This window comes from Mesocryomonas lacus (genome assembly GCF_055730135.2).
The window spans coordinates 1-20,428 of the sequence record NZ_JBUZWE020000005.1 but is presented as its reverse complement, the minus strand read 5'-3'; the positions used below and the strand labels follow the sequence as shown (position 1 = coordinate 20,428).

General features: G+C 63.5%; 33 protein-coding genes. All 33 read right to left on the bottom strand.

Features of this window, described 5'->3' with window-relative positions:
- Positions 1–367: 367 nt before the first annotated feature.
- The 33 genes from ACZLZY_RS09255 to rpsJ all read right to left on the bottom strand — a co-directional run bounded on the left by ACZLZY_RS09255 (position 368) and on the right by rpsJ (position 20,262).
- The gene (locus ACZLZY_RS09255; RefSeq protein ID WP_472933240.1) at positions 368–1,714 is read right to left on the bottom strand and encodes a replication-associated recombination protein A; all 1,347 of its coding nucleotides are present in this window, start codon (positions 1,712–1,714) and stop codon (positions 368–370) included.
- A 21-nt stretch (positions 1,715–1,735) separates the two neighbouring features.
- Positions 1,736–3,244 carry a DegQ family serine endoprotease gene (locus ACZLZY_RS09250; RefSeq protein ID WP_472933238.1) on the bottom strand — a complete coding sequence of 503 codons (1,509 nt, stop codon included), beginning with the start codon at positions 3,242–3,244 and terminating at the stop codon, positions 1,736–1,738.
- A gap of 118 nt (positions 3,245–3,362) precedes the next feature.
- Complete coding sequence (locus ACZLZY_RS09245; RefSeq protein WP_472933237.1) at positions 3,363–3,494, bottom strand: hypothetical protein; 132 nt, start codon at positions 3,492–3,494, stop codon at positions 3,363–3,365.
- Positions 3,495–3,775: 281 nt separating this feature from the next.
- On the bottom strand, positions 3,776–4,177 hold the full coding sequence (locus ACZLZY_RS09240; RefSeq protein WP_472933236.1) for a Rossmann-fold NAD(P)-binding domain-containing protein: 402 nt from the start codon (positions 4,175–4,177) through the stop codon (positions 3,776–3,778).
- Between the two features lie 8 nt (positions 4,178–4,185).
- On the bottom strand, positions 4,186–4,794 hold the full coding sequence (locus ACZLZY_RS09235) for an NAD-dependent epimerase/dehydratase family protein (protein ID WP_472933235.1): 609 nt from the start codon (positions 4,792–4,794) through the stop codon (positions 4,186–4,188).
- Positions 4,795–4,816: 22 nt separating this feature from the next.
- Positions 4,817–5,398, bottom strand: coding sequence for a YqaA family protein (locus tag ACZLZY_RS09230; protein WP_472933233.1), 582 nt, complete (start codon positions 5,396–5,398; stop codon positions 4,817–4,819).
- Between the two features lie 142 nt (positions 5,399–5,540).
- A complete protein-coding gene (gene rplQ / locus ACZLZY_RS09225) occupies positions 5,541–5,960 on the bottom strand; it encodes a 50S ribosomal protein L17 (protein ID WP_472933231.1) in 420 nt (139 codons plus the stop codon).
- A 169-nt stretch (positions 5,961–6,129) separates the two neighbouring features.
- Entirely contained in the window at positions 6,130–7,149 is a 1,020-nt protein-coding gene (locus tag ACZLZY_RS09220; protein ID WP_472933229.1) for a DNA-directed RNA polymerase subunit alpha, read from the bottom strand.
- Between the two features lie 244 nt (positions 7,150–7,393).
- Positions 7,394–7,780, bottom strand: a complete 387-nt coding sequence (gene rpsK / locus ACZLZY_RS09215; RefSeq protein ID WP_472933228.1) for a 30S ribosomal protein S11 — start codon at positions 7,778–7,780, stop codon at positions 7,394–7,396.
- Positions 7,781–7,871: 91 nt separating this feature from the next.
- A complete protein-coding gene (gene rpsM / locus ACZLZY_RS09210; protein ID WP_472933227.1) occupies positions 7,872–8,240 on the bottom strand; it encodes a 30S ribosomal protein S13 in 369 nt (122 codons plus the stop codon).
- A 178-nt stretch (positions 8,241–8,418) separates the two neighbouring features.
- The gene (locus ACZLZY_RS09205; RefSeq protein ID WP_472933226.1) at positions 8,419–9,063 is read right to left on the bottom strand and encodes an adenylate kinase; all 645 of its coding nucleotides are present in this window, start codon (positions 9,061–9,063) and stop codon (positions 8,419–8,421) included.
- Positions 9,060–10,403: a preprotein translocase subunit SecY gene (gene secY / locus ACZLZY_RS09200; protein ID WP_472933225.1), complete on the bottom strand. Its 1,344-nt coding sequence runs from the start codon at positions 10,401–10,403 to the stop codon at positions 9,060–9,062. The genes ACZLZY_RS09205 and secY overlap by 4 nt, the downstream gene beginning before the upstream one ends.
- A 160-nt stretch (positions 10,404–10,563) precedes the next feature.
- Positions 10,564–11,046 (bottom strand): 50S ribosomal protein L15, encoded by a 483-nt coding sequence (gene rplO / locus ACZLZY_RS09195; RefSeq protein WP_472933224.1) that lies wholly within the window; start codon positions 11,044–11,046, stop codon positions 10,564–10,566.
- Between the two features lie 19 nt (positions 11,047–11,065).
- Complete coding sequence (rpmD, locus tag ACZLZY_RS09190; protein WP_472933222.1) at positions 11,066–11,269, bottom strand: 50S ribosomal protein L30; 204 nt, start codon at positions 11,267–11,269, stop codon at positions 11,066–11,068.
- Positions 11,270–11,320: 51 nt separating this feature from the next.
- On the bottom strand, positions 11,321–11,881 hold the full coding sequence (gene rpsE, locus ACZLZY_RS09185) for a 30S ribosomal protein S5 (protein ID WP_472933221.1): 561 nt from the start codon (positions 11,879–11,881) through the stop codon (positions 11,321–11,323).
- 169 nt (positions 11,882–12,050) lie between these two features.
- Positions 12,051–12,413 (bottom strand): 50S ribosomal protein L18, encoded by a 363-nt coding sequence (rplR, locus tag ACZLZY_RS09180; protein WP_472933218.1) that lies wholly within the window; start codon positions 12,411–12,413, stop codon positions 12,051–12,053.
- A gap of 1 nt (position 12,414) precedes the next feature.
- Positions 12,415–12,948 carry a 50S ribosomal protein L6 gene (rplF, locus tag ACZLZY_RS09175; protein ID WP_472933217.1) on the bottom strand — a complete coding sequence of 178 codons (534 nt, stop codon included), beginning with the start codon at positions 12,946–12,948 and terminating at the stop codon, positions 12,415–12,417.
- Between the two features lie 41 nt (positions 12,949–12,989).
- Positions 12,990–13,388, bottom strand: a complete 399-nt coding sequence (rpsH, locus tag ACZLZY_RS09170; protein WP_472933215.1) for a 30S ribosomal protein S8 — start codon at positions 13,386–13,388, stop codon at positions 12,990–12,992.
- A gap of 12 nt (positions 13,389–13,400) precedes the next feature.
- Positions 13,401–13,706: a 30S ribosomal protein S14 gene (gene rpsN, locus ACZLZY_RS09165; protein WP_472933214.1), complete on the bottom strand. Its 306-nt coding sequence runs from the start codon at positions 13,704–13,706 to the stop codon at positions 13,401–13,403.
- Between the two features lie 25 nt (positions 13,707–13,731).
- On the bottom strand, positions 13,732–14,289 hold the full coding sequence (rplE, locus tag ACZLZY_RS09160; RefSeq protein WP_472933212.1) for a 50S ribosomal protein L5: 558 nt from the start codon (positions 14,287–14,289) through the stop codon (positions 13,732–13,734).
- On the bottom strand, positions 14,282–14,605 hold the full coding sequence (gene rplX, locus ACZLZY_RS09155; RefSeq protein WP_472933211.1) for a 50S ribosomal protein L24: 324 nt from the start codon (positions 14,603–14,605) through the stop codon (positions 14,282–14,284). The genes rplE and rplX overlap by 8 nt, the downstream gene beginning before the upstream one ends.
- A 12-nt stretch (positions 14,606–14,617) precedes the next feature.
- Entirely contained in the window at positions 14,618–14,986 is a 369-nt protein-coding gene (rplN, locus tag ACZLZY_RS09150) for a 50S ribosomal protein L14 (protein WP_472933210.1), read from the bottom strand.
- A 149-nt stretch (positions 14,987–15,135) separates the two neighbouring features.
- Positions 15,136–15,381 (bottom strand): 30S ribosomal protein S17, encoded by a 246-nt coding sequence (gene rpsQ, locus ACZLZY_RS09145; protein WP_472933208.1) that lies wholly within the window; start codon positions 15,379–15,381, stop codon positions 15,136–15,138.
- Positions 15,382–15,392: 11 nt separating this feature from the next.
- On the bottom strand, positions 15,393–15,593 hold the full coding sequence (gene rpmC, locus ACZLZY_RS09140; protein ID WP_472933206.1) for a 50S ribosomal protein L29: 201 nt from the start codon (positions 15,591–15,593) through the stop codon (positions 15,393–15,395).
- Positions 15,594–15,604: 11 nt separating this feature from the next.
- Positions 15,605–16,018: a 50S ribosomal protein L16 gene (gene rplP / locus ACZLZY_RS09135; RefSeq protein ID WP_472933204.1), complete on the bottom strand. Its 414-nt coding sequence runs from the start codon at positions 16,016–16,018 to the stop codon at positions 15,605–15,607.
- A gap of 25 nt (positions 16,019–16,043) precedes the next feature.
- Positions 16,044–16,751 carry a 30S ribosomal protein S3 gene (gene rpsC / locus ACZLZY_RS09130; protein WP_472933203.1) on the bottom strand — a complete coding sequence of 236 codons (708 nt, stop codon included), beginning with the start codon at positions 16,749–16,751 and terminating at the stop codon, positions 16,044–16,046.
- Positions 16,751–17,140, bottom strand: a complete 390-nt coding sequence (rplV, locus tag ACZLZY_RS09125) for a 50S ribosomal protein L22 (RefSeq protein WP_472933202.1) — start codon at positions 17,138–17,140, stop codon at positions 16,751–16,753. Before rplV ends, rpsC begins: the two co-directional genes overlap by 1 nt.
- Before the next feature lie 2 nt (positions 17,141–17,142).
- On the bottom strand, positions 17,143–17,421 hold the full coding sequence (rpsS, locus tag ACZLZY_RS09120; RefSeq protein WP_472933201.1) for a 30S ribosomal protein S19: 279 nt from the start codon (positions 17,419–17,421) through the stop codon (positions 17,143–17,145).
- A 15-nt stretch (positions 17,422–17,436) separates the two neighbouring features.
- A complete protein-coding gene (gene rplB, locus ACZLZY_RS09115) occupies positions 17,437–18,273 on the bottom strand; it encodes a 50S ribosomal protein L2 (protein ID WP_472933199.1) in 837 nt (278 codons plus the stop codon).
- Between the two features lie 22 nt (positions 18,274–18,295).
- Complete coding sequence (locus tag ACZLZY_RS09110; protein WP_472933198.1) at positions 18,296–18,589, bottom strand: 50S ribosomal protein L23; 294 nt, start codon at positions 18,587–18,589, stop codon at positions 18,296–18,298.
- Entirely contained in the window at positions 18,586–19,206 is a 621-nt protein-coding gene (gene rplD / locus ACZLZY_RS09105) for a 50S ribosomal protein L4 (RefSeq protein ID WP_472933197.1), read from the bottom strand. The genes ACZLZY_RS09110 and rplD overlap by 4 nt, the downstream gene beginning before the upstream one ends.
- Positions 19,206–19,928 carry a 50S ribosomal protein L3 gene (gene rplC, locus ACZLZY_RS09100; protein ID WP_472933195.1) on the bottom strand — a complete coding sequence of 241 codons (723 nt, stop codon included), beginning with the start codon at positions 19,926–19,928 and terminating at the stop codon, positions 19,206–19,208. Before rplC ends, rplD begins: the two co-directional genes overlap by 1 nt.
- A 25-nt stretch (positions 19,929–19,953) precedes the next feature.
- Positions 19,954–20,262 (bottom strand): 30S ribosomal protein S10, encoded by a 309-nt coding sequence (rpsJ, locus tag ACZLZY_RS09095; protein ID WP_007066362.1) that lies wholly within the window; start codon positions 20,260–20,262, stop codon positions 19,954–19,956.
- Positions 20,263–20,428 lie beyond the last annotated feature (166 nt).

Sequence of the window (20,428 nt, the reverse complement as noted above, 5' to 3'; positions counted from 1 at the left end):
GTGGCCAACCCTTCAGCTTCGTCACCCCGAGCTTGACCCGGGATCCATTCCTCTACGCTCGAATCAGATGGTCCGCTTCAGAAGGGGAATGTCCACCGGAAAGAGCGCGTTCAACGGCTTGGAATGGATCCCGGATCAAGTCCGGGATGACGAAGCTGAGAGGTTTGGGCCCTGTCTAGCTCGGCGTTGGTCGTTTCAGCAGCTATTCCGAACCGGCACCTGCCCCACCCGGACTTACTCCACACCACTTATTCCGATCCGCACCTTCTCTATATCCGCACCTCACCCGCATCCGCACACACTCTCAACCGCGGCACCTACTCCGGCCCCGCCCGGACATACCCCTGCCCAGCGCCCTGCCCCAACCCTACGCCTCGCCCCGCTCCACCCGGAGCCGTGCCCAATGGTCCATGCGCTTCTTCAGCGTCGCTTCTAGGCCGCGCTCGACCGGGCGGTAGAAGCTCTGTCGGCCGAGTTCGGTGGGGAAGTAGTCCTGGCCGGAGAAGGCGTCGGGCTGGTCGTGGTCGTAGCGGTAGCCGGTGCCGTAGCCCTCGCCCTTCATCAGCTTGGTCGGGGCGTTGAGGATGTGCTTGGGCGGCAGCAGCGAGCCGTTCTCCTTGGCGGCGCGCATCGCGGCCTTATAGGCGGTGTAGACGGCGTTGGATTTTGGGGCGGTGGCTAGGTAGACGGTCGCCTGCGCCAGCGCCAGCTCGCCCTCCGGCGAGCCGAGATAGTCGTAGGCGTCCTTGGCGGCGCTGGCGATGACCAGCGCCTGCGGGTCGGCAAGGCCGATGTCCTCCGACGCCATCCGCACCAGGCGGCGGCCGAGATAGAGCGGGTCCTCGCCGGCGTCGAGCATGCGGCAGAGGTAGTAGAGTGCGGCGTCCGGATCCGAGCCGCGGACGGATTTGTGCAGCGCCGAGATCAGGTTGTAGTGGCCGTCCTGGCCCTTGTCGTAGACCGGCGCGCGGCGCTGGACGATGGTCTGGAGCTCGGTGGCATCGAACACCTCGCCGGGCCGGGCCGCACGCCAGACCTCCTCGGCGAGCGTCAGGATGGCACGGCCGTCGCCGTCGGCAAGGCGGAGCAGGACTTCCCGCGCCGCCGCGTCGAGCGGCAGCGCGCGGTCCTCGATCGCCTCGGCGCGGGCGACGAGCTGGGCAAGGCTGGTCGCATCGTGCGGATGGAAGGTCAAAACCCGGGCGCGCGACAAAAGAGCGGCGTTGAGCTCGAAGGACGGGTTCTCCGTCGTCGCGCCGACGAGGACGACGGTGCCGTCCTCCATCACCGGCAGGAAACTGTCCTGCTGGGCGCGGTTGAAGCGGTGGATCTCGTCGACGAAGAGCAGGGTCTGGCGCCCGTTGGAGCGGCGCAGGCGCGCGGCCTCGAACACCTTTTTGAGGTCGGCGACCCCTGAGAAGATAGCCGAAATCTGCTCGAAGGCGAAGTCCACCTGCCCGGCCAGCAGCCGCGCGACGGTTGTTTTGCCGGTGCCCGGCGGCCCCCAAAAGATCATCGAGCCGAGCGTGCCGGTCGACAGCATCCGGGTCATGACGCCGGTCGGACCGGTCAGATGTTCCTGGCCGACGACCTCGTCCAGCGTCTTCGGGCGGAGCCGGTCGGCGAGCGGTCGGGCGGGCTCCGGCATGCCCGGTCGATCGGGGCGTGCCGCCTGCCCGTCCGGCTGCTTCACCGCCCCAAAGAGATCGCTCATGCCGCCTGCCCCAACCCCGTGTTAGCGGACGACCTGCCGCAATGTCTTGCCGTCACGCTCGATCTCGTACTTCCAGCCGCGGCGCGTGTTCTGCGCCATCCCTTCGAGCATCTCGGTCGAGGTGACGTCCTTGCCGTTCAGCGTCAGTATCACATCCTTCGGCTGCAAGCCGAAACGGGCGGCAAAGGAGCGTTCGGCCACCTCGGTCACGACCACGCCCTTCAACGTGGGTGCCAAGTCCAGCTCGTCGGCGACGCGCGGCGACAGGTTGGCAACGGTCGCGCCCGAGAACGGCGTCTCGCCTTCGAGGATCTTCACATCGCGGGCCGGCACCTCCGGCGCGACCTCGAGCGCCATCGCCAGTTCCTCCCGCTTGCCGGCGGAGAGAACGTCGAGCTTCACGCTCCTGCCGATGCCCGACGTCGCCAGGCGGTAGCCGAGCGCATCGGGATCGCCGATCGGGAAGCCGTCCATCGCCAGGACGACGTCGCCGGCCTTCAGTCCCGCCGCACCGGCAGGGCCGCTGTCGACGACGTCCTGCACCAGGGCGCCCGACGGCAGTTCCAGACCCAGCGCCTCGGCGACATCCGGGGTGACCGGCGTAAAGCTCGCGCCGATGAACGGACGCTCGAACCGCCCGCCCTTCTTGGCGGCCTCGACGAAGACGCGCACCATGTTCGAGGGAATGGCGAAGCCGATGCCGTTGGAGCCGCCCGAACGCGAGAAGATCGCGGTGTTGACGCCCACCAGCTGGCCGCGCATGTCCATCAGCGCGCCGCCGGAATTGCCGGGATTGATCGCCGCATCCGTCTGGATGAAGTAGCCGAAATCCTTGACGCCGATATGCGTGCGCGCCAGCGCCGAGACGATACCATTGGTCACGGTCTGGCCGATGCCGAAGGGATTGCCGATCGCGAGCACGAGGTCGCCGATGTCGAGCGCATCCGAATCGGCGATTGGCATCGCCGGGAATGGCTTGTCGTCGTCGATCTTCAGGACGGCAAGATCGGCCCGCTCGTCCCGCATCAGGATCTTCGACTGGTATTCGCGGCCATCGCTCAGCGCGACCTTCACCTCGTCCGCATCGGCCACCACGTGGTTGTTGGTGACGATGATGCCGGAGGCGTCGACGATGACGCCGGAGCCGAGCGAAGATTGGACGCGCGGGCGCTGCTGCGGCAACTGGCGGCCGAAGAACTGCTCAAAGAAGGGATCATTGGCGAAGGGCGAGCGCTGCGGCGTGACTTCCCGCGCGGCGTAGACGTTGACCACTGCGGGCGCGCCGGCCTTCACCAAGGGCGCAAAGGACAGCTTGATTTCGGACGGGCTGGACGGGACGGCGGTCGCCGAGGTCAGCGGCTTGACCGGCACCGGCGTCGCCGGAGGCGCGGTATTCTGGGCAACCTCCGTGCGGCCGGATAACAGCCCTCCAAGCCAGCCATCGCTCGAGGCGGCGGTCGCGACGGGAACGGCAATCACCAAGGAAGCTGCACTGATCAGAAGAAGCTTTTTCACGGGTTCAGCTCTCATTATCCGACGTCGGACACCGACATCGCCTTCAGGCCCCGATACGCCATGCCATTGCAACGAAAAAGGGGCCGCAAAGCGACCCCTTTCACAGGCATGCCAACAGATGGCAGCAACTAGACTAGCGCGCCGATGCGGTCTGCGAGATCGTCGCCGCCGAAGCAGGGTTCGGAAGGTCGGCGGTCGCATAGCTTGCGGTCAGCACGCCGAACGCGCCGATGGCGCCGAGAAGGGTCAGAAGAGTGCGGCGCATGGACAGTTCGCTCGTTTTGAGTTCAGTGGCAGCATCTTGCATTTGAATCATTTAATCCGCGTAAACCGGCCACATTTCGTGGCCTTCTGTCCGATTGTCGACATGAAAATGCCATGCCCTATCTTTGGTTGCAGACTTTTCAAAATTTAGATGCGTCCGGGTCGAGCGGGGATATCGCACAACGGCGCAGCGACGGCTGTACCGGCGCTGCAACAGTCTGCAAACGACGGGCTGCGTGGCACCGAAGGCACAGTTTCGCCTGTCCGCTTACCCCGATCCGATCAGGCTAGCTTCTGCTCGACGAGTGACCGAGCCGTTGCCGCGATCGCCTGCTCCGGGTTGCGGAAGGACAGGCCGAGAATGCGCTCCGCAGCCTCTGTCACCAGCACTTTGGCGGCCCCGAGTTCCGGTACGATCTGCCGCGCCGGGGGCATGACGACAGCTGCCGCACGCACGAGGCCATCCAGCAGGACGCCGCGTGGCAGCCTCCAGCGATAGCTGGGGAAAACCCGAGCCAGGGCCTCGCCGATCTCCCACAAAGACCGTGAACCGCCGGAGACGATGAACCGCCTCCCCGCTGCTTCTTCGACCGTCATCGCCCGGACGTGCGCCTCGGCGACATCGCGGGCATCGACGAGGCCAAGGGACACGTTCGGCACCAGCGGCAGGCGTCCGCGCAGCATCATCCGGATCAGCGAGGTCGAAGTCGTGACCTCCGGCGCCAGCAAGGGACCGAGGACGACGGACGGGTGATGACCGCGAGTTCCAGTGCCGTCCCGCCAATGCGCGACCAGGCCGCTTGCTCCGCCAGCGTCTTCGACAGCGCATAGGCCGAGGTGAGCGGCGATTCGGTGTCGGTAACGTCCGCCTCGGTGAAGCGCCGCCCTGCCTGGTCCGGATGACCATAGTAGATGGCGGCGACCGACGAGGTGAGGACCAGCCGCTCGACGCTCGCCCGGATGGCTGCGTCGACCACCCGCAGCGTTCCGTCGCGTGCCGCTGGCACCAGTGCGAAACGGTCGCGCGGAAGGCGCGCCGGAAGCGGCGAGGCGGTGTGCAGGACGAAACGACAGCCGGCCATCGCCGCGCCCCAGCCGGCCTCGGCGAGCAGGTCAAGTTCGGCAAATTCCAGGCGCGATGCGTCTGCCCCCTGCTCCGCCAGCATCTGCCGAAGCCGCTCGGCCTTCGCGGCGGTCCGCACGGTGGCGCGAACGGCATACCCTTCCGCCAGCAGCCTGAGGAGGATGTGCTGGGCAACGAAACCAGATGCCCCCGTCAGGAGGACTCGGTCTGCGGTCATGCGAATGTCCGTCATTTTTGGATCAGGCGAAATAGACGAAGGCGGCAAAGCCAAGGACGATGATGGCGAGAAACGCCAGCGTGATTCGTTCGAGGTGCTTCTCGATGAACAGGCGCGCCGTTTCGCCCTTCCAGCGCAAAAGGCCGGCAATTAGGAAGAATCGCGCACCGCGGGTGATCGTGCTGAGGATGACGAAGGGCAGCAGCGGATAGGCCGCCAGACCCGACGCGATGGTCACCAGCTTGAACGGGATCGGCGTCAGTCCCTTCAGGAGAATGATCTCCGCCCCGTAATCGGCATAGAGCGTCCGGAAATGGTCAGCCTGTGCCTGCAGATGGTAGAACTCGATGATGCGGTGACCAATCGTCTCGTAGAACACCGAGCCGAGCGCGTAGCCGAGAAGCCCGCCGAGGACACTGCCAAGCGTGCAGATGAACGCGAAGAGCCAAGCACGGCGTGGATTGGCCATGACCATCGGCACCAGCATGGCGTCGGGCGGGATCGGGAAGAACGAGCTCTCGGCAAAGCTGACCCCGAACAGCACCGACAGCGCGTGGCGGTGATTGGCCATGCGCATGGCCCAGTCGTACATCTTGCGAATCATGCTGTGTCTCTGCGTCGGCGCGTCATGTCGGGGAATGGAGGCCCTTAAGGGTTACTAAGATCCGCGTTGCCACGGAGACCGGCGCTGAAACGAAAAAGGGCCCCGCAAAGGGCCCTTCGTCATGGTCTAGAAAGTAAGGCGATTACGCCTCGGCAGCCGCTTCGGCCTCGACGCGGTCGCGGTCGATCTGGCCGCGGGCTTCCGGGTTGCGGTCGACGAACTCGATGACGGCCATCGGGGCGTTGTCGCCGCGACGGAAGCCGGCCTTCAGGACGCGGCAGTAGCCGCCCTGGCGCTCGGCGTAACGCGGCGCGAGGGTGTCGAAGAGCTTCTTGATGCAGGTCTCGTCGCGAACCTTTGAGATGGCCTGGCGACGGGCATGGAGATCGCCGCGCTTGCCGAGGGTGATCATCTTTTCCATGATCGGGCGAAGATCCTTCGCCTTCGGCAGAGTGGTGACGATCTGCTCGTGCAGGATCAGCGAGGCCACCATGTTGGCGAACATCGCCTTGCGGTGTTCGGCGGTACGATTGAGTTTACGGCCGCGGCTTCCGTGACGCATGGGTGTATTCCTTCGAAAGGGCCGGCATATTCACCGGGGGACGGCATCCTCGCATCCACGCCCTAGGGCGATGTGCATGTGCCTTTGAATGATTGGGCAGTCTGTCAGAACCCGCCTCCCAAGGCGGGGCATACAATCCCGCCGTCCTTAGACGGCGGGATATGAGGTCCTAGTACTGGTCTTCGTAGCGCTTGGCCAGATCGTCGATGTTCTCCGGCGGCCAGGCGCTGACTTCCATGCCGAGGTGCAGGCCCATCGAGGCCAGCACTTCCTTGATCTCGTTCAGCGACTTGCGGCCGAAGTTCGGGGTGCGGAGCATTTCCGCCTCGGTCTTCTGGATGAGGTCGCCGATGTAGACGATGTTGTCGTTCTTCAGGCAGTTGGCCGAACGGACCGACAGCTCGAGCTCGTCCACCTTCTTAAGGAGGGCCGGGTTGAAGGCGAGCTCTGCGATGTGCTCCTCGGCACCGCGGGTCTCGCGCTGCGGCTCCTCGAAGTTCACGAAGATCGACAGCTGGTCCTGCAGGATGCGCGCGGCATAGGCGACCGAGTCCTCACCGGTGATCGAGCCATCGGTCTCGATCTGCATGGTGAGCTTGTCCTTGTTGAGGTCCTGGCCCTCGCGGGTCGCCTCGACCTTGTAGGACACCTTCTTCACCGGCGAGAAGAGCGAGTCGACCGGGATAAGGCCGATCGGCGCGTCTTCGGCGCGGTTCTGGTCGGCCGGGACGTAGCCCTTGCCGGTGTTGACGGTGAACTCGATCCGGATCTCGGCGCCCTCGTCGAGGGTGCAGAGCTCGTGGTCGGGGTTCAGAATCTCGATGTCGCCAACGGTCTGGATGTCGCCGGCGCGCACGATGCCAGGACCGGACTTACGCAGGACCATCCGCTTCGGGCCTTCGCCCTGCATGCCGATGGCGATTTCCTTCACGTTCAGGACGATGTCGGTGACGTCTTCGCGCACGCCCGGAATCGACGAGAACTCGTGCAGGACGCCATCGATCTGGATCGCGGTGACGGCCGCACCCTGGAGCGAGGAGAGAAGCACGCGGCGCAGGGCATTGCCGAGCGTCAGGCCGAAGCCGCGCTCCAGGGGCTCCGCGGTCAGGGACGCCTTCGTGCGGCTGCCGCCGCTTTTGAAGACGACCTGGTTGGGCTTGGTGAGATTCTGCCAGTTGCTGGAAATCATGGCATTCGCCTTTCAGTTACCTCGCCACCATCCAATCGTGGCGATAGATCTGATCGAAGAGAGCGGCGCCCTCTTCGGAGGGCCGAGAAGATCCGGAAATCGGTTGACCCCAACCGAACACCGGATCCTCTGGATATGAAACGGTCTGCCGCGCGGCATCCTTCTGGAAGGAAGCGGCGCGCCCCGTCGCGACAAAGCCGCCCCTCCTGAGAGGGACGGCAGAGCACGACGAACCGTAGAGGCCTTAGACGCGCCGACGCTTGCGTGGGCGAACGCCGTTGTGCGGGATCGGGGTGACATCACGGATCGAGGTGATCGTGAAGCCGGCGGCCTGCAGGGCGCGAAGCGCCGACTCGCGGCCCGAACCGGGGCCCGCGACTTCGACTTCCAACGTCCGCATGCCATGCTCCTGCGCCTTCTTGGCGGCATCCTCGGCAGCGATCTGGGCAGCGAACGGGGTCGACTTACGCGAACCCTTGAAGCCCTGCGCGCCAGCGGACGACCAGGCAATCGTGTTGCCCTGCGCGTCGGTGATGGTGATCAGCGTGTTGTTGAAAGTCGACTGCACGTGGGCGACGCCCGACGAGATGTTCTTGCGTTCGCGGCGGCGAATGCGCTGTTCCTTGGCCATATCGGTACTTTCCTGAGATCTCTACACCGCCGTAATGCCAGCGGCTCCACCAACGACGCGCCCTGTGGCGCGCCGTGTCTGGTCGGGTTGATTACTTCTTCTTGCCGGCGATGGCCTTGGCAGGCCCCTTGCGGGTGCGGGCATTGGTGTGGGTGCGCTGACCGCGGACCGGAAGGCCGCGACGGTGACGCAGGCCGCGGTAGCAGCCGAGGTCCATCAGACGCTTGATGTTCATCGAGGTCTCGCGGCGAAGATCGCCCTCGACCTGGTAGTCACGGTCGATCATCTCGCGGATCTGCAGGACTTCGCCGTCGGTCAGGTCGTTGACCCGACGCTCGAGACCAAGACCGACCTTCTCGACGATTTCCTTCGCGAAGGTCGGGCCGATGCCGTGGATGTACTGAAGCGCGATGATCACGCGCTTGTTGGTCGGAATGTTAACGCCAGCGATACGGGCCAAGTCCGTATTCTCCTTGTATGGGGGGCTCCAACGCCCTTGTCAGTCAAGGAACAGAAGCCGGTAAGCGAATGCGACCGGCACCGTGCTCCCAAGGGAAGCCCGCACCGATCGCAAAATCTATCGCGAATAGGCGCGGGATATAACGGAGAAAGCTATCTCAAGTCAACCGAGTCGGCTTTCAGGTAATGATGGCAGCAATGTCTTCCGAGACCTCGTCGATCGGCTTCATACCGTCGACGAAACTGAGAATGCCCTTGCAGTGGTAGTAGCCGACCAGGGGTGAAGTCTCCCGGTAGTAGGCTCGCAGCCGAACCCGCATGGTATCGGCATTGTCGTCGGCACGACGTTTGAAGTTCGAATGACCGCAGGTGTCGCAGACGCCCTCGACTTTCGGCTTCTTGTCGGTGTCGTGGTAGACGGCACCGCAATTGCCGCAGGTGAAGCGGCCGGAAACCCGGTGGACGAGGATCTCGTCATCCACGCGCATCTCGATCACGTGGTCGAGCTCCATGCCCTTCTGCTTCAGCATGTCCTGGGTCGAATCAGCCTGCTGCAATGTGCGCGGGTAACCGTCCAGAATGAAGCCGTTCGCGCAGTCGGGCTGTTCGACCCGCTCGGCGATGATGGCGTTGACGATTTCGTCGGAGACGAGACCACCCGAGGCCATCGCGGCTTTCGCCTTCAGCCCGACTTCCGTCTCCGCTGCCACCGCCGCCCGCAGCATGTCCCCGGTGGACAGCTGCGGAATGCCGTATTTCTCGATCAGCCGATGGGCTTGCGTGCCCTTCCCTGCCCCTGGGGGCCCAAGCAGTATCAGCCTCATCTTGCTCCTCGTTTCCCCCCACGAAGCTTCGCCTTCTTGACGAGACCTTCGTACTGATGCGCCAGCAGGTGACCTTGCACCTGTGCGACCGTATCCATCGTCACGCTGACCACGATCAGCAGAGACGTACCACCGAGATAGAACGGCACGCCCGCGGCCGATATGAGGAATTCGGGCAATAGACAGATGACGATGAGGTAGATAGCGCCGATCACCGTGATGCGGGTGAGGACGTAGTCGATGTAATCGGCGGTCCGGTCGCCCGGACGGATGCCCGGCATGAAGCCGCCGTGCTTCTTCAGATTGTCGGCGGTCTCCTTCGGATTGAAGACGACGGCCGTATAGAAGAAGGCAAAGAAGCCGATCATCGCCGCATAGAGCAGCATGTAGAGCGGCTGGCCGTGGCCGAGCGAAGCGATGATCCCGGTGGCCCAGCCCGGCAGCTCGCTGGTGTTGGCGAAGTTCGCCACGGTCACCGGCAGCAGCAGAAGCGAGGACGCGAAGATCGGCGGGATGACGCCGGCGGTGTTGAGCTTCAGCGGCAGGTGCGAGGTATCTCCCTGGAACATCCGGTTGCCGACCTGGCGCTTCGGATACTGGATCAGAAGACGTCGCTGAGCGCGCTCGAAGAACACGATGCCGGCGATGCAGGCGATGGCGACGATGATGACGAGCAAGATGATGCCCGTCGACAGCGCGCCGGTGCGGCCGAGCTCGAGGAGGTTGGCGATGGCGCTCGGGAGATTCGCAACGATGCCGGCGAAGATGATCAGCGAAATGCCGTTGCCGATGCCGCGGGCCGTGATCTGCTCGCCCAGCCACATCAGGAACATCGTGCCGCCGGTCAGCGTCAGAACGGTCGAGATCCGGAAGAAGGTGCCGGGTTCGGTGACGATGTTAGAAGATGATTCGAGGCCGGCGGCGATGCCGTACGCCTGTACCAGCGCCAGCAGCACCGTTCCGTAGCGGGTGTACTGGTTGATGACCTTGCGGCCCTGCTCGCCTTCCTTCTTCAACGTCTCCAGCGCCGGGACGACCGAGGTCATCAGCTGGATGATGATGGAGGCGGAGATGTAGGGCATGATGCCGAGGGCGAAGATCGCCATGCGGCCGACGGCACCGCCGGCGAACATGTTGAACAGCCCGAGAATGCCGGTCGACTGCTGCTTGAAGGCCTGGGCCAGCGCTTCGGGATTGATCCCGGGCAACGGGATATAGGTCCCGAGTCGGTACACGAGCAAAGCACCCAGCGTGAACCAGATGCGTTTCTTGAGGTCACCGGCCTTAGAAAAGGCCGAGAAGTTTAGATTGGCGGCAAGTTGTTCCGCAGCCGATGCCATCTTGTGGATATCTCCGGATCGCCTCTGGGGGTACGGAAGGACTGCCCCCTCCCCCGAGGGACCACGAGATAAGCGGCAGGGGCATCGCAATCAAGCGAAAGGCAGAGCCCTCCGCAAAAAGCTGAAAGGCGGAAGGATAACCTTCCGCCTTAGAACTGGATCAGGCTTCGGCTTCCGCCGCTGCCACGACCGGCAGGTCGATGGAACCGCCAGCCTTTTCGATCTTCTCGACGGCTCCCTTGGAAGCGCCGGCGACCGAGATCGCGACCTTGGAGGTCAGCTCGCCGCCACCGAGGATCCGCACGCCGTCCTGGGTGCGGTTGACGATGCCGGCAATCTTCAGCGCCGCCATGTCGATCGTCTTCGAAGCGTCGAGCTTGCCCGCGTCGATGGCGGCCTGGATGCGGCCAACCGAGACGACCGTGAACTTCTTCGAGAAGATGTTCACAAAGCCGCGCTTGGGCAGGCGGCGATAGAGCGGCATCTGGCCGCCCTCAAAGCCGTTGATGGCAACGCCCGACCGGGACTTCTGTCCCTTGACGCCGCGACCACCGGTCTTGCCCGAGCCGGAGCCGATACCACGACCAACGCGCTTGCGCTGATGGGTGGCGCCGGCCACATCGGAAATCTCGTTCAGTTTCATCGAAATGTGCTCCTCGGGATCAGGCCTCGTCCACAACGCGGACGAGATGGCTGACCTTGGCAATCATGCCACGAACCGAGGCGGTGTCCTCGAGCGTGCGGCGACGGTGCATCTTGTTGAGGCCAAGACCGACCAGCGTCTGGCGCTGTTCGACCGGGCGGCGGGTCGGGCTGCCGATCTGTTCGACCGTGACAGTCTTGCCCGTGGAATTCGTATCGGCCATCGATAGGCTCCTTCGTTCAAGGCGCAGGCCGCTCAGCGACCTGCCCTGTCATCAATCTTCAGCGCCAACGAGATCGCGGCGACGGGCCTGCAGCGTGGAGTACTTGATACCCCGACGCGACGCGACATCCTTCGGATGCATCGAACCCTTGAGCGCATCGAACGTCGCGCGCACCATGTTGTAGGGGTTCGACGAGCCGAGCGATTTGGCGACGACGTCATGCATGCCGACGGCCTCGAACACGGCGCGCATAGGACCACCGGCGATGATGCCGGTACCCGCTTCTGCCGAACGGAGGTAGACCTTGCCTGCACCGTGGCGGCCAGCGATGTCGTGGTGCAGCGTGCGGCCATCGCGCAGCGGCACGAAGATCAGGTCACGCTTAGCAGCCTCAGTCGCCTTGCGAATCGCCTCAGGCACTTCGCGAGCCTTGCCGTGGCCGAAGCCGACGCGGCCCTTGAGGTCGCCGACGACGACAAGCGCGGCGAAGCCGAAGCGACGTCCGCCCTTCACCACCTTGGCGACGCGGTTGATGTGGACGAGCTTGTCGACGAAACCGTCATCCCGCTCGTTGCGATCGTTGCGATTGTTACGATCGTCTCTTGGCGCCATGATCCTATCCTTATTCTTTTCCGGAGGCGTCCAGGGTATCGGCCGGTTCTTTGAACCTGGCCTGCTCGAAATAGCATGCGGTCATGCTGCGGGCACGAGGTGCCCGACAAGCGAAGAGCGACTGTCGTCCTCCACGCAGGAGGACGACAGTCGCCCTCGCCGACCGATGCTAGAAGTTCAGCCCGCCTTCGCGAGCCGACTCCGCCAGGGCCTTGATGCGGCCGTGGTAGATGAAGGAGCCACGGTCGAAGACGACGTCGGTGACGCCGGCTTCCTTGGCGCGCTCGGCGACGAGCTTGCCAACAGCCGCGGCTGCATCGGTATCGGCGCCGGTCTTCAGCGCCTTGCGCAGGTCGGCGTCGAGCGTCGAGGCGGAGGCAAGCGTGCGACCGGCGACATCGTCGATGACCTGAGCGTAAATGTTCTTGGAAGAACGGTGCACCGACAGACGCGGACGTCCGTTGGCGACCTTCTTCAGCGAGCGGCGGACGCGCGCTGCGCGAAGCCGGAGGGATTCTTTCTGAGTAGCCATCCTACTTCTTCTTGCCTTCCTTGCGGACGATCTTTTCGCCAGCGTACTTCACGCCCTTGCCCTTGTAGGGCTCGGGACCGCGGTATTCGCGGATTTCCGCGGCAACCTGACCGACGCGCTGCTTGTCGATACCGTTGATCACGATCTCGGTCGGCTTCGGCACGGTGATCTGGATGCCTTCCGGCACCGGATAGAGCACATCGTGGCTAAAGCCAAGTGCCAGCTGCAGGTTCTTGCCCTGCAGCGAGGCGCGATAACCAACGCCGTTGATCTCGAGCTTCTTTTCGAAGCCGCCCTTCACGCCGACCAGGATGTTCCCGATCATCGTGCGGGACATGCCCCACTTCGAGCGCGCAGTCTTGGTCTGGTCACGGGGCTCGACGGCAATCGCGCCGTTCTCCATCTTGACCAGGACCTCGTCGTTCACGACAAAAACGAGTTCGCCCTTCGTGCCCTTAGCAGTCACCGTCTGGCCGTCGACCGACGCGGTGACGCCCTCAGGGATGGAAATGGGCTTCTTACCAATACGAGACATCTTAGAACCTGTCCGTTTCTACGCGTTGAGTTCCTGCAGCGTCAGACGACGCGGCAGAGGATCTCGCCGCCGACGTTCTGCTCGCGAGCATTGTGATCGGCCATGACACCCTTCGGCGTCGACAGCACGGAGATGCCGAGGCCGTTGGCGATGTGCGGGATCGTCTTCGCCGAAACGTAGACGCGGCGGCCAGGCTTCGACACGCGGGCGATCTCGCGGATGACCGGAGCGCCCTCGTAGTACTTCAGCTCGATCTCGAACTCGGACTTGCCGTTCTCGAAAGCGGTCTCGGTGTAGCCGCGGATGTAACCCTCGTCCTTCAGGACGTCGAGCACGCGGCCACGAAGCTTGGAAGCCGGGGTGGAGCAGGAGGACTTGTTCCGCATGATAGCATTGCGGATGCGGGTCAGCATATCGCCGAGGGGATCTGACAAAGACATGATGACTACTCCTTACCAGCTCGACTTCACGATACCGGGGATCTGGCCGTTGTTGCCGAGGTCCCGGAGCGCGATACGCGACATTTTCAGCTTGCGGTAATAGGCGCGCGGGCGGCCCGTCACTTCGCAACGGTTGCGGATGCGTACCTTCGAGCCGTTGCGCGGCAGTTCGGCGAGTTCCAGCTGGGCGCGGAAACGCGCTTCCATCGTGGCGCTCTGATCCTTGGTGACGACCTTGAGGGCGGCACGCTTGGCGGCGAACTTCTTCACCAGTTCCTGGCGATGCTTGTTCTTCTCGATCGAGCTTTTCTTGGCCATATCTTTGTCCTTTGCTCGTATGCCGTTACTGGCGGAACGGGAAGTTGAACGCCTTGAGCAGCGCGCGGGCTTCGTCGTCGGTCTTCGCCGTCGTGCAAACGATGATGTCCATGCCCCACATCTGATCGACCTTGTCGTAGTTGATCTCGGGGAAGACGATGTGTTCCTTGACGCCCATGGCGAAATTGCCGCGGCCGTCGAAGCTCTTCGGGTTCAGGCCGCGGAAGTCGCGGACCCGGGGAAGCGCGATCTGGATCAGACGGTCGAGAAACTCGTACATCTTGTCCTGGCGCAAGGTCACCTTGGCGCCAATCGGCATGCCTTCCCGGACCTTGAAGCCGGCGATCGAGGTGCGGGCCTTGGTGATGACCGGCTTCTGACCAGCGATCATCGCCAGGTCCTCAGCCGCAACAGCAGGCTTCTTCGAATCGGCTGTCGCCTCACCGACGCCCATGTTGATCACGATCTTGTCCAGACGCGGGATCATCATCTCGTTGGCGTAGGAAAACTGCTCCTGGAGCGCCTTGCGGATCTCCGAGCGGTAGACCTGCTTCATGCGGGGAATGTACTGGGTCTCAGACATCGATCTGTTCTCCCGACCGCTTAGCGATGCGGACCTTCTTGGCGTTCTCACCCTCGCCGACGACCTTGAAGCCGACGCGGGTCGGCTTGCCGTCCTTGGGATCGGCGACCGACAGGTTCGACAGATGGATCGAGGCTTCCTTGGAAATAATGCCGGCTTCCTGGCTCGCGGACTGGCGGGTATGGCGCTTGACCATGTTGATCCCGCGCACGACGGCGCGATCGTCCTTCGGCATGACTTTCAGCACTTCACCGGCACGGCCCTTGTCCTTGCCGGCCAGCACGACGACCTTGTCGCCCTTTTTGATCTTTTGCATGGGTCCGGTTCCTTACAGCACTTCAGGCGCCAGCGAGATGATCTTCATGTGGTTCTTGCCACGAAGCTCGCGGGGGACCGGTCCGAAGATACGCGTGCCGACCGGCTCTTTCTTGTTATCGATCAGAACGGCGGCGTTCCGGTCGAACCGGATCACCGAGCCGTCGGCACGACGGATATCCTTGGCGGTACGCACCACCACGGCTTTCATCACGTCGCCCTTCTTGACACGGCCGCGCGGGATGGCTTCCTTGATCGAGACGACGATGATGTCGCCGACCGAGGCATACTTCCGCTTCGAGCCGCCAAGCACTTTGATGCACATGACACGACGAGCGCCCGAGTTGTCGGCCACGTCGAGGTTTGTTTGCATCTGAATCATGTCAGGCCGCCTTCAAACTCTGAGAACGCGGCCGCCCGGCACTGCCGGAAGATCGAACCGTGTTCAATTCTAAAACAGGAGCATCTCGCGAGAGCGGGACGCCCGGTGTCCGGGTCGGCGGAAACTACCGCTTAACCCGGATCTGTTCATCAGCTGGCCGCAGCTGCGTCGTGCAGCACGATCCAGGTCTTGTCCTTCGAGATCGGCCGGGTCTCCTCGATGGAGACGACGTCGCCGACCTTGCACTGGTTGTTCTCGTCGTGGGCCTTGTACTTCTTCGAGCGCCGCACCGTCTTCTTGAACAGCGGGTGCGTGAAGCGACGCTCGACGAGGACGACCACGGTCTTCTCATTCTTGTCGGAGACCACTGTCCCCTGCAAAACGCGTTTGGGCATAGTGTTCTACCTCAGGCCTTTGCCTCGACCGCCTTCTGGCGGGCGATGGTCTTGATGCGCGCGATATCGCGACGCACCTGGCGTACGCGGGCGGTGTTCTCGACCTGCCCGGTGGCCGCCTGGAAGCGCAGGTTGAACTGCTCTTTCTTCAGCTTGCCGAGAGCATCCGTCAGCTCATCGGGGGTCTTGGTGGTGATGTCGGAGGCTTTCACTTAACCTCTCCTTATTCGGCGATGCGCTGGACGAAGCGCGTTCTGATCGGCAGCTTGGCAGCACCGAGACGCATGGCCTCGCGAGCAAGCTCCTCCGATACTCCATCGATCTCGAAAATGATACGGCCAGGATGCACCCGGGCGGCCCAATATTCGACGGAGCCCTTGCCCTTGCCCATGCGGACTTCGGTAGGCTTGGCGGTGACCGGCACATCCGGGAAAATCCGGATCCAGACGCGGCCCTGGCGCTTCATCTGACGGGTGATCGCGCGGCGGGCCGCTTCGATCTGGCGGGCGGTAACCCGCTCGGGCTCGACAGCCTTCAGGCCGAACGTGCCGTAATCAAGGTTCGTCCCACCCTTGGCGGTGCCGTGAATGCGTCCCTTGAACGCCTTCCGGTACTTCGTGCGCTTTGGCTGCAGCATCTATTCTACTCCGAAACCCTTCCGATCAGGCGTGTTCGCGGCGACGATTGCCACCACCCGACTGATCACCCTCGACGGCCCGGCGTTCGGAAGCCATCGGATCATGCTCGAGGATCTCGCCCTTGAAGATCCAGACCTTCACGCCACAGACGCCATAGGCGGTGTGGGCTTCGGCCGTGCCGTAATCGATATCGGCACGCAGCGTGTGCAACGGAACCCGGCCCTCGCGGTACCATTCCATGCGCGCGATTTCCGCGCCGCCCAGACGGCCGCCGCAGTTGATGCGGATGCCTTCAGCACCGAGACGCATGGCCGACTGAACCGCCCGCTTCATCGCCCGGCGGAACGCCACGCGGCGCTCGAGCTGCTGCGTGATCGACTGCGCGACCAGTGTCGCGTCGGTCTCGGGCTTGCGCACTTCAACGATGTTGATGTGCGTCTCGGCCTTTGTCATCGTGCCAAGCTTCTTGCGAAGCTTCTCGATGTCCGCACCCTTCTTGCCGATGACGATGCCCGGACGCGCCGAGTGGATCGTGATGCGGCACTTCTTGTGCGGGCGCTCGATGACGATCTTGGAGACCGCCGCCTGCTTCAGCTCCTCGAGGAGGTACTTGCGGATCGCAAGGTCCTCGTGGAGCAGGATGCCGTACTCGCCGGTGTTGGCGTACCAACGGCTGTCCCAGGTCTGATTGATGCCGAGCCGGAAACCGGTCGGATTGATTTTCTGACCCATCAGGCGGCCTCCTCGGTTTCCGCGACTTCGCGCACGACGATCGTCAGATGCGAAAACGGCTTCTCGACACGGCTGGCGCGACCACGGCCACGAGCGTGGAAACGCTTCATGGTGATCGACTTGCCGACATAGGCCTCGGAGACGACGAGTGCGTCGACATCGAGGTCGTGGTTGTTCTCGGCGTTGGCGATCGCGCTCTGCAGCGTCTTCAGCACCGTCTCCGAGATCCGCTTGCGCGAGAAGGTCAGGTCGGCGAGCGCCGACGACACCTTCTTGCCGCGGATCATCGCAGCGACGAGGTTAAGCTTCTGCGGGCTGACGCGGATCGTGCGGGCGACAGCGCGCGCCTCGTTATCCTTCAGCTGGCGTTCCAGCTTCGGCTTGCCCATCGTTACTTCCTCTTCGACTTCTTGTCGGCGCCGTGCCCGTAATAGGTGCGGGTCGGAGAAAACTCACCAAACTTATGGCCGATCATGTCCTCGTTGACATTGACCGGGATATGCTTGTTGCCGTTGTAGACGCCGAAGGTCAGACCGACGAACTGCGGCAGGATCGTGGAACGACGGCTCCAGATCTTGATCACTTCGTTGCGGCCACCCTCGCGGACCTTCTCGGCTTTCTTGAGAAGGTAGCCATCGACGAACGGACCCTTCCAGACGGAACGTGTCATGAAGAAATCCCCTTCTTACTTCTTGCGCTGGTGGCGCGAGCGCATGATGAACTTGTCGGTCGACTTGTTCTGCCGCGTCCGCTTGCCCTTCGTCGGCTGACCCCACGGCGAAACCGGGTGACGGCCACCGGAGGTGCGGCCTTCGCCGCCGCCGTGCGGATGGTCGACCGGGTTCATCGCGACACCGCGAACGTGCGGGCGCTTGCCGAGCCAGCGGTTACGACCGGCCTTGCCAAGATTGATGTTGCCGTGATCGGCATTCGAGACCGCACCGACCGTGGCGAAGCAGGAACCCGACACCAGGCGCTGTTCGCCCGAGTTGAGCCGCAGGATCGCCATGCCGGCATCGCGGCCGACCAGCTGGGCGTAGGTGCCGGCGGAGCGGGCGATCTGGCCACCCTTCTCCGGCTTCATCTCCACATTGTGGATGATGGTGCCGACCGGCATGGCCGACAGCGGCATCGCATTGCCAGGCTTGACGTCGATGCCCGAGAGACCGGAGACGACCTTGTCGCCAGCTGCCAGACGCTGCGGCGCCAGGATGTAGGCGAGTTCGCCGTCCTCGTAGCGGATCAGCGCGATGAAGGCGGTGCGGTTCGGATCGTATTCCAGCCGCTCGACCGTACCGACGGCGTCGAACTTGCGACGCTTGAAGTCGATCAGGCGGTAGGTCCGCTTGTGACCGCCGCCCTGAAAGCGGACGGTAATACGGCCGGTGTTGTTACGGCCGCCCTTCTTGGAAAGACCCTCGGTCAACTGCTTGACCGGCTTGCCCTTCCAGAGGCCCGAACGGTCGACGAGCACGAGCTGGCGTGTGCTCGGCGTCACCGGATTGTAATTTTTCAATGCCATGACTTAAATCCCAAGCTCGGCTTCAGAGTCCGGTCGACACGTCGATCGACTGGCCTTCGGCGAGCGTCACGATGGCCTTCTTCTGATCGCTCTGGCGACCGGCGCGACCACGGAAGCGCTTCGTCTTGCCCTTGCGGTTCAGCGTGTTCACCGCGGTGACCGTGACGCCGAAGAGATACTCAACGGCGGCCTTGATCTGCGGCTTCGTCGCCGTGTTCGGTACGTTGAAGACGACTTGGTTGTACTCGGACACCATGGTCGACTTCTCGGTGATCACCGGGCTGGTGATCACGTCGTAGTGGCGAAGGTCGCTCATTTGAACCGCTCCTCCAGGGCTTCGACAGCCGCCTTGGACAGGACCAGGGTGTGCCGGCGAAGGATGTCGTAGACGTTGATGCCCTGGATCGGCAGCACGTCGATGTTCGGGATGTTGCGGGCCGAGCGAGAGAAGTTCTCGTTCAGCTCGGCGCCGCCGATGAACAGCGCGTTGGTGAGGCCGAGACCGGCGATGGTCGAGACCATCTGCTTGGTCTTGGCGTCCGTCGCGGTCAAGTCGTCGATGACGATGATCGAGTCGGTCTTGAACTTGGCCGAGAGGGCGTGGCGCAGCGCGAGCTGGCGAACCTTCTTCGGCAGGTCATGGGCGTGGCTGCGCTGCTGCGGGCCGTGGGCCTTGCCACCGCCGCGGAACTGCGGCGCACGCGCCGAGCCGTGACGGGCACGACCGGTGCCCTTCTGCTTGTAGAGCTTGGCGCCGGTGCGGGCGATCTCGGCGCGGCCGAGGGTCGCGTGGCTGCCCTGCTGGCGCTTGGCCAGCTGCCAGCGAACCATGCGCTGCAGGATGTCCTCGCGCGGCTCCAGGCCGTAGATGGCCTCGGCGAGCGACAGCGTTCCCGCGTCCTTGCCGTCGAGGGATTTGACCGTGATGTCCATTATTCAGCTCCCTCGGACGCTGCCGCGACTTCAGAGCCGCTGTTTGCAACTGCGCGAAGACCAGCCGGCTTCGGAGCATTCTCCGGCAGCGCGATCTTCATCGCGTCGCGGATGTAGATCCAGCCACCCTTGGAACCCGGAACCGCGCCGCGGATCAGGATCAGGCCCTTGTCGGCGTCCGTGCGGACGACTTCGAGGTTCTGCGTGGTCACGCGGGTATCACCCATGTGGCCGGCCATCTTCTTGCCCTTGAACACCTTGCCGGGGTCCTGGCGCTGGCCGGTCGAACCGTGCGAACGGTGCGAAACGGAGTTACCATGGGTCGCGCGGCCACCACCGAAGTTGTGGCGCTTCATGACACCCTGGAAGCCCTTACCAACCGAAGTACCCGTAACGTCGACCTTCTGGCCGGGGACGAAGTGCTCGGCCGTGATCTCGGCACCGAGTTCAATCATGTTGTCGGCCGAGACACGAAACTCAGCGAGCTTCTTCTTCGGCTCGACCGAGACCTGCGCGAACACGCCGCGCATGGACTTCGAAGTCCTAGAGGCCTTGGCAACCCCGGCGCCGAGCTGCACGGCGGTGTAGCCGTGCTTGTCATCGGTCCGCTGGGCGATAACCTGGAGGTTCTCCACGCGGAGAACGGTAACCGGTACATGCTCTCCGGCGTCGTTGTAGACGCGGGTCATGCCGAGCTTCTGTGCAATCACACCTGAACGCATGGGCGTTATCCTTCCCGTGCTCTTATCAGAGCTTGATCTCGACATCGACGCCGGCGGCGAGGTCGAGCTTCATGAGCGCATCGACCGTCTGAGGCGTCGGGTCGACGATGTCGAGGAGCCGCTTGTGGGTGCGCATTTCGAACTGCTCACGCGACTTCTTGTCGATGTGGGGCGAGCGGTTCACCGTAAACTTTTCAATTCGCGTCGGCAGCGGAATGGGTCCGCGCACGTTCGCACCGGTACGCTTCGCGGTCGACACGATCTCGCGCGTCGAAGCGTCGAGAACCCGATGATCGAACGCCTTGAGGCGAATGCGGATATTCTGGCCGTTCATGGAATTGGTCCTCTCGTCGGAGATCTGCCGGGTCGCCGGCAATCATCCGAGCGCTTGTCAGTCTTCAGCCGCTTCAAACGGAACGCCGACTTCCGGCGCGCCAACCGCCCTTGCGGGCCAGGACCTGCCCGCTCCCACCGGGAACGGGCAGACCCCACTCAGATTT

Bases quoted from the DNA above. Each gene is read 5' to 3' on its own strand.
- rpsK (WP_472933228.1), bottom strand. From the start codon at position 7,780: ATGGCCAAGGAACAGCGCATTCGCCGCCGCGAACGCAAGAACATCTCG.
- rplQ (WP_472933231.1), bottom strand. From the start codon at position 5,960: ATGCGTCACGGAAGCCGCGGCCGTAAACTCAATCGTACCGCCGAACAC.
- rplP (WP_472933204.1), bottom strand. From the start codon at position 16,018: ATGCTGCAGCCAAAGCGCACGAAGTACCGGAAGGCGTTCAAGGGACGC.
- ACZLZY_RS09230 (WP_472933233.1), bottom strand. From the start codon at position 5,398: ATGATTCGCAAGATGTACGACTGGGCCATGCGCATGGCCAATCACCGC.
- rplF (WP_472933217.1), bottom strand. From the start codon at position 12,948: ATGTCTCGTATTGGTAAGAAGCCCATTTCCATCCCTGAGGGCGTCACC.
- ACZLZY_RS09240 (WP_472933236.1), bottom strand. From the start codon at position 4,177: ATGCTGCGCGGACGCCTGCCGCTGGTGCCGAACGTGTCCCTTGGCCTC.
- rplC (WP_472933195.1), bottom strand. From the start codon at position 19,928: ATGCGTTCAGGTGTGATTGCACAGAAGCTCGGCATGACCCGCGTCTAC.
- ACZLZY_RS09220 (WP_472933229.1), bottom strand. From the start codon at position 7,149: ATGATTTCCAGCAACTGGCAGAATCTCACCAAGCCCAACCAGGTCGTC.
- rplR (WP_472933218.1), bottom strand. From the start codon at position 12,413: ATGGCTACTCAGAAAGAATCCCTCCGGCTTCGCGCAGCGCGCGTCCGC.
- secY (WP_472933225.1), bottom strand. From the start codon at position 10,403: ATGGCATCGGCTGCGGAACAACTTGCCGCCAATCTAAACTTCTCGGCC.
- ACZLZY_RS09205 (WP_472933226.1), bottom strand. From the start codon at position 9,063: ATGAGGCTGATACTGCTTGGGCCCCCAGGGGCAGGGAAGGGCACGCAA.
- rpsN (WP_472933214.1), bottom strand. From the start codon at position 13,706: ATGGCCAAGAAAAGCTCGATCGAGAAGAACAAGCATCGCCAGGAACTG.
- rpsQ (WP_472933208.1), bottom strand. From the start codon at position 15,381: ATGCCCAAACGCGTTTTGCAGGGGACAGTGGTCTCCGACAAGAATGAG.
- rpsC (WP_472933203.1), bottom strand. From the start codon at position 16,751: ATGGGTCAGAAAATCAATCCGACCGGTTTCCGGCTCGGCATCAATCAG.
- rpmD (WP_472933222.1), bottom strand. From the start codon at position 11,269: ATGGCCGATACGAATTCCACGGGCAAGACTGTCACGGTCGAACAGATC.
- ACZLZY_RS09255 (WP_472933240.1), bottom strand. From the start codon at position 1,714: ATGAGCGATCTCTTTGGGGCGGTGAAGCAGCCGGACGGGCAGGCGGCA.
- rpsE (WP_472933221.1), bottom strand. From the start codon at position 11,881: ATGGCGCCAAGAGACGATCGTAACAATCGCAACGATCGCAACGAGCGG.
- rplE (WP_472933212.1), bottom strand. From the start codon at position 14,289: ATGTCTGAGACCCAGTACATTCCCCGCATGAAGCAGGTCTACCGCTCG.
- rplV (WP_472933202.1), bottom strand. From the start codon at position 17,140: ATGGGCAAGCCGAAGCTGGAACGCCAGCTGAAGGATAACGAGGCGCGC.
- rpsJ (WP_007066362.1), bottom strand. From the start codon at position 20,262: ATGAACGGCCAGAATATCCGCATTCGCCTCAAGGCGTTCGATCATCGG.
- ACZLZY_RS09235 (WP_472933235.1), bottom strand. From the start codon at position 4,794: ATGACCGCAGACCGAGTCCTCCTGACGGGGGCATCTGGTTTCGTTGCC.
- rpsH (WP_472933215.1), bottom strand. From the start codon at position 13,388: ATGTCTTTGTCAGATCCCCTCGGCGATATGCTGACCCGCATCCGCAAT.
- rplX (WP_472933211.1), bottom strand. From the start codon at position 14,605: ATGCAAAAGATCAAAAAGGGCGACAAGGTCGTCGTGCTGGCCGGCAAG.
- rplO (WP_472933224.1), bottom strand. From the start codon at position 11,046: ATGAAACTGAACGAGATTTCCGATGTGGCCGGCGCCACCCATCAGCGC.
- rplD (WP_472933197.1), bottom strand. From the start codon at position 19,206: ATGGACATCACGGTCAAATCCCTCGACGGCAAGGACGCGGGAACGCTG.
- ACZLZY_RS09110 (WP_472933198.1), bottom strand. From the start codon at position 18,589: ATGAGCGACCTTCGCCACTACGACGTGATCACCAGCCCGGTGATCACC.
- rplB (WP_472933199.1), bottom strand. From the start codon at position 18,273: ATGGCATTGAAAAATTACAATCCGGTGACGCCGAGCACACGCCAGCTC.
- ACZLZY_RS09245 (WP_472933237.1), bottom strand. From the start codon at position 3,494: ATGCGCCGCACTCTTCTGACCCTTCTCGGCGCCATCGGCGCGTTCGGC.
- rplN (WP_472933210.1), bottom strand. From the start codon at position 14,986: ATGATTCAGATGCAAACAAACCTCGACGTGGCCGACAACTCGGGCGCT.
- ACZLZY_RS09250 (WP_472933238.1), bottom strand. From the start codon at position 3,244: ATGAGAGCTGAACCCGTGAAAAAGCTTCTTCTGATCAGTGCAGCTTCC.
- rpsS (WP_472933201.1), bottom strand. From the start codon at position 17,421: ATGACACGTTCCGTCTGGAAGGGTCCGTTCGTCGATGGCTACCTTCTC.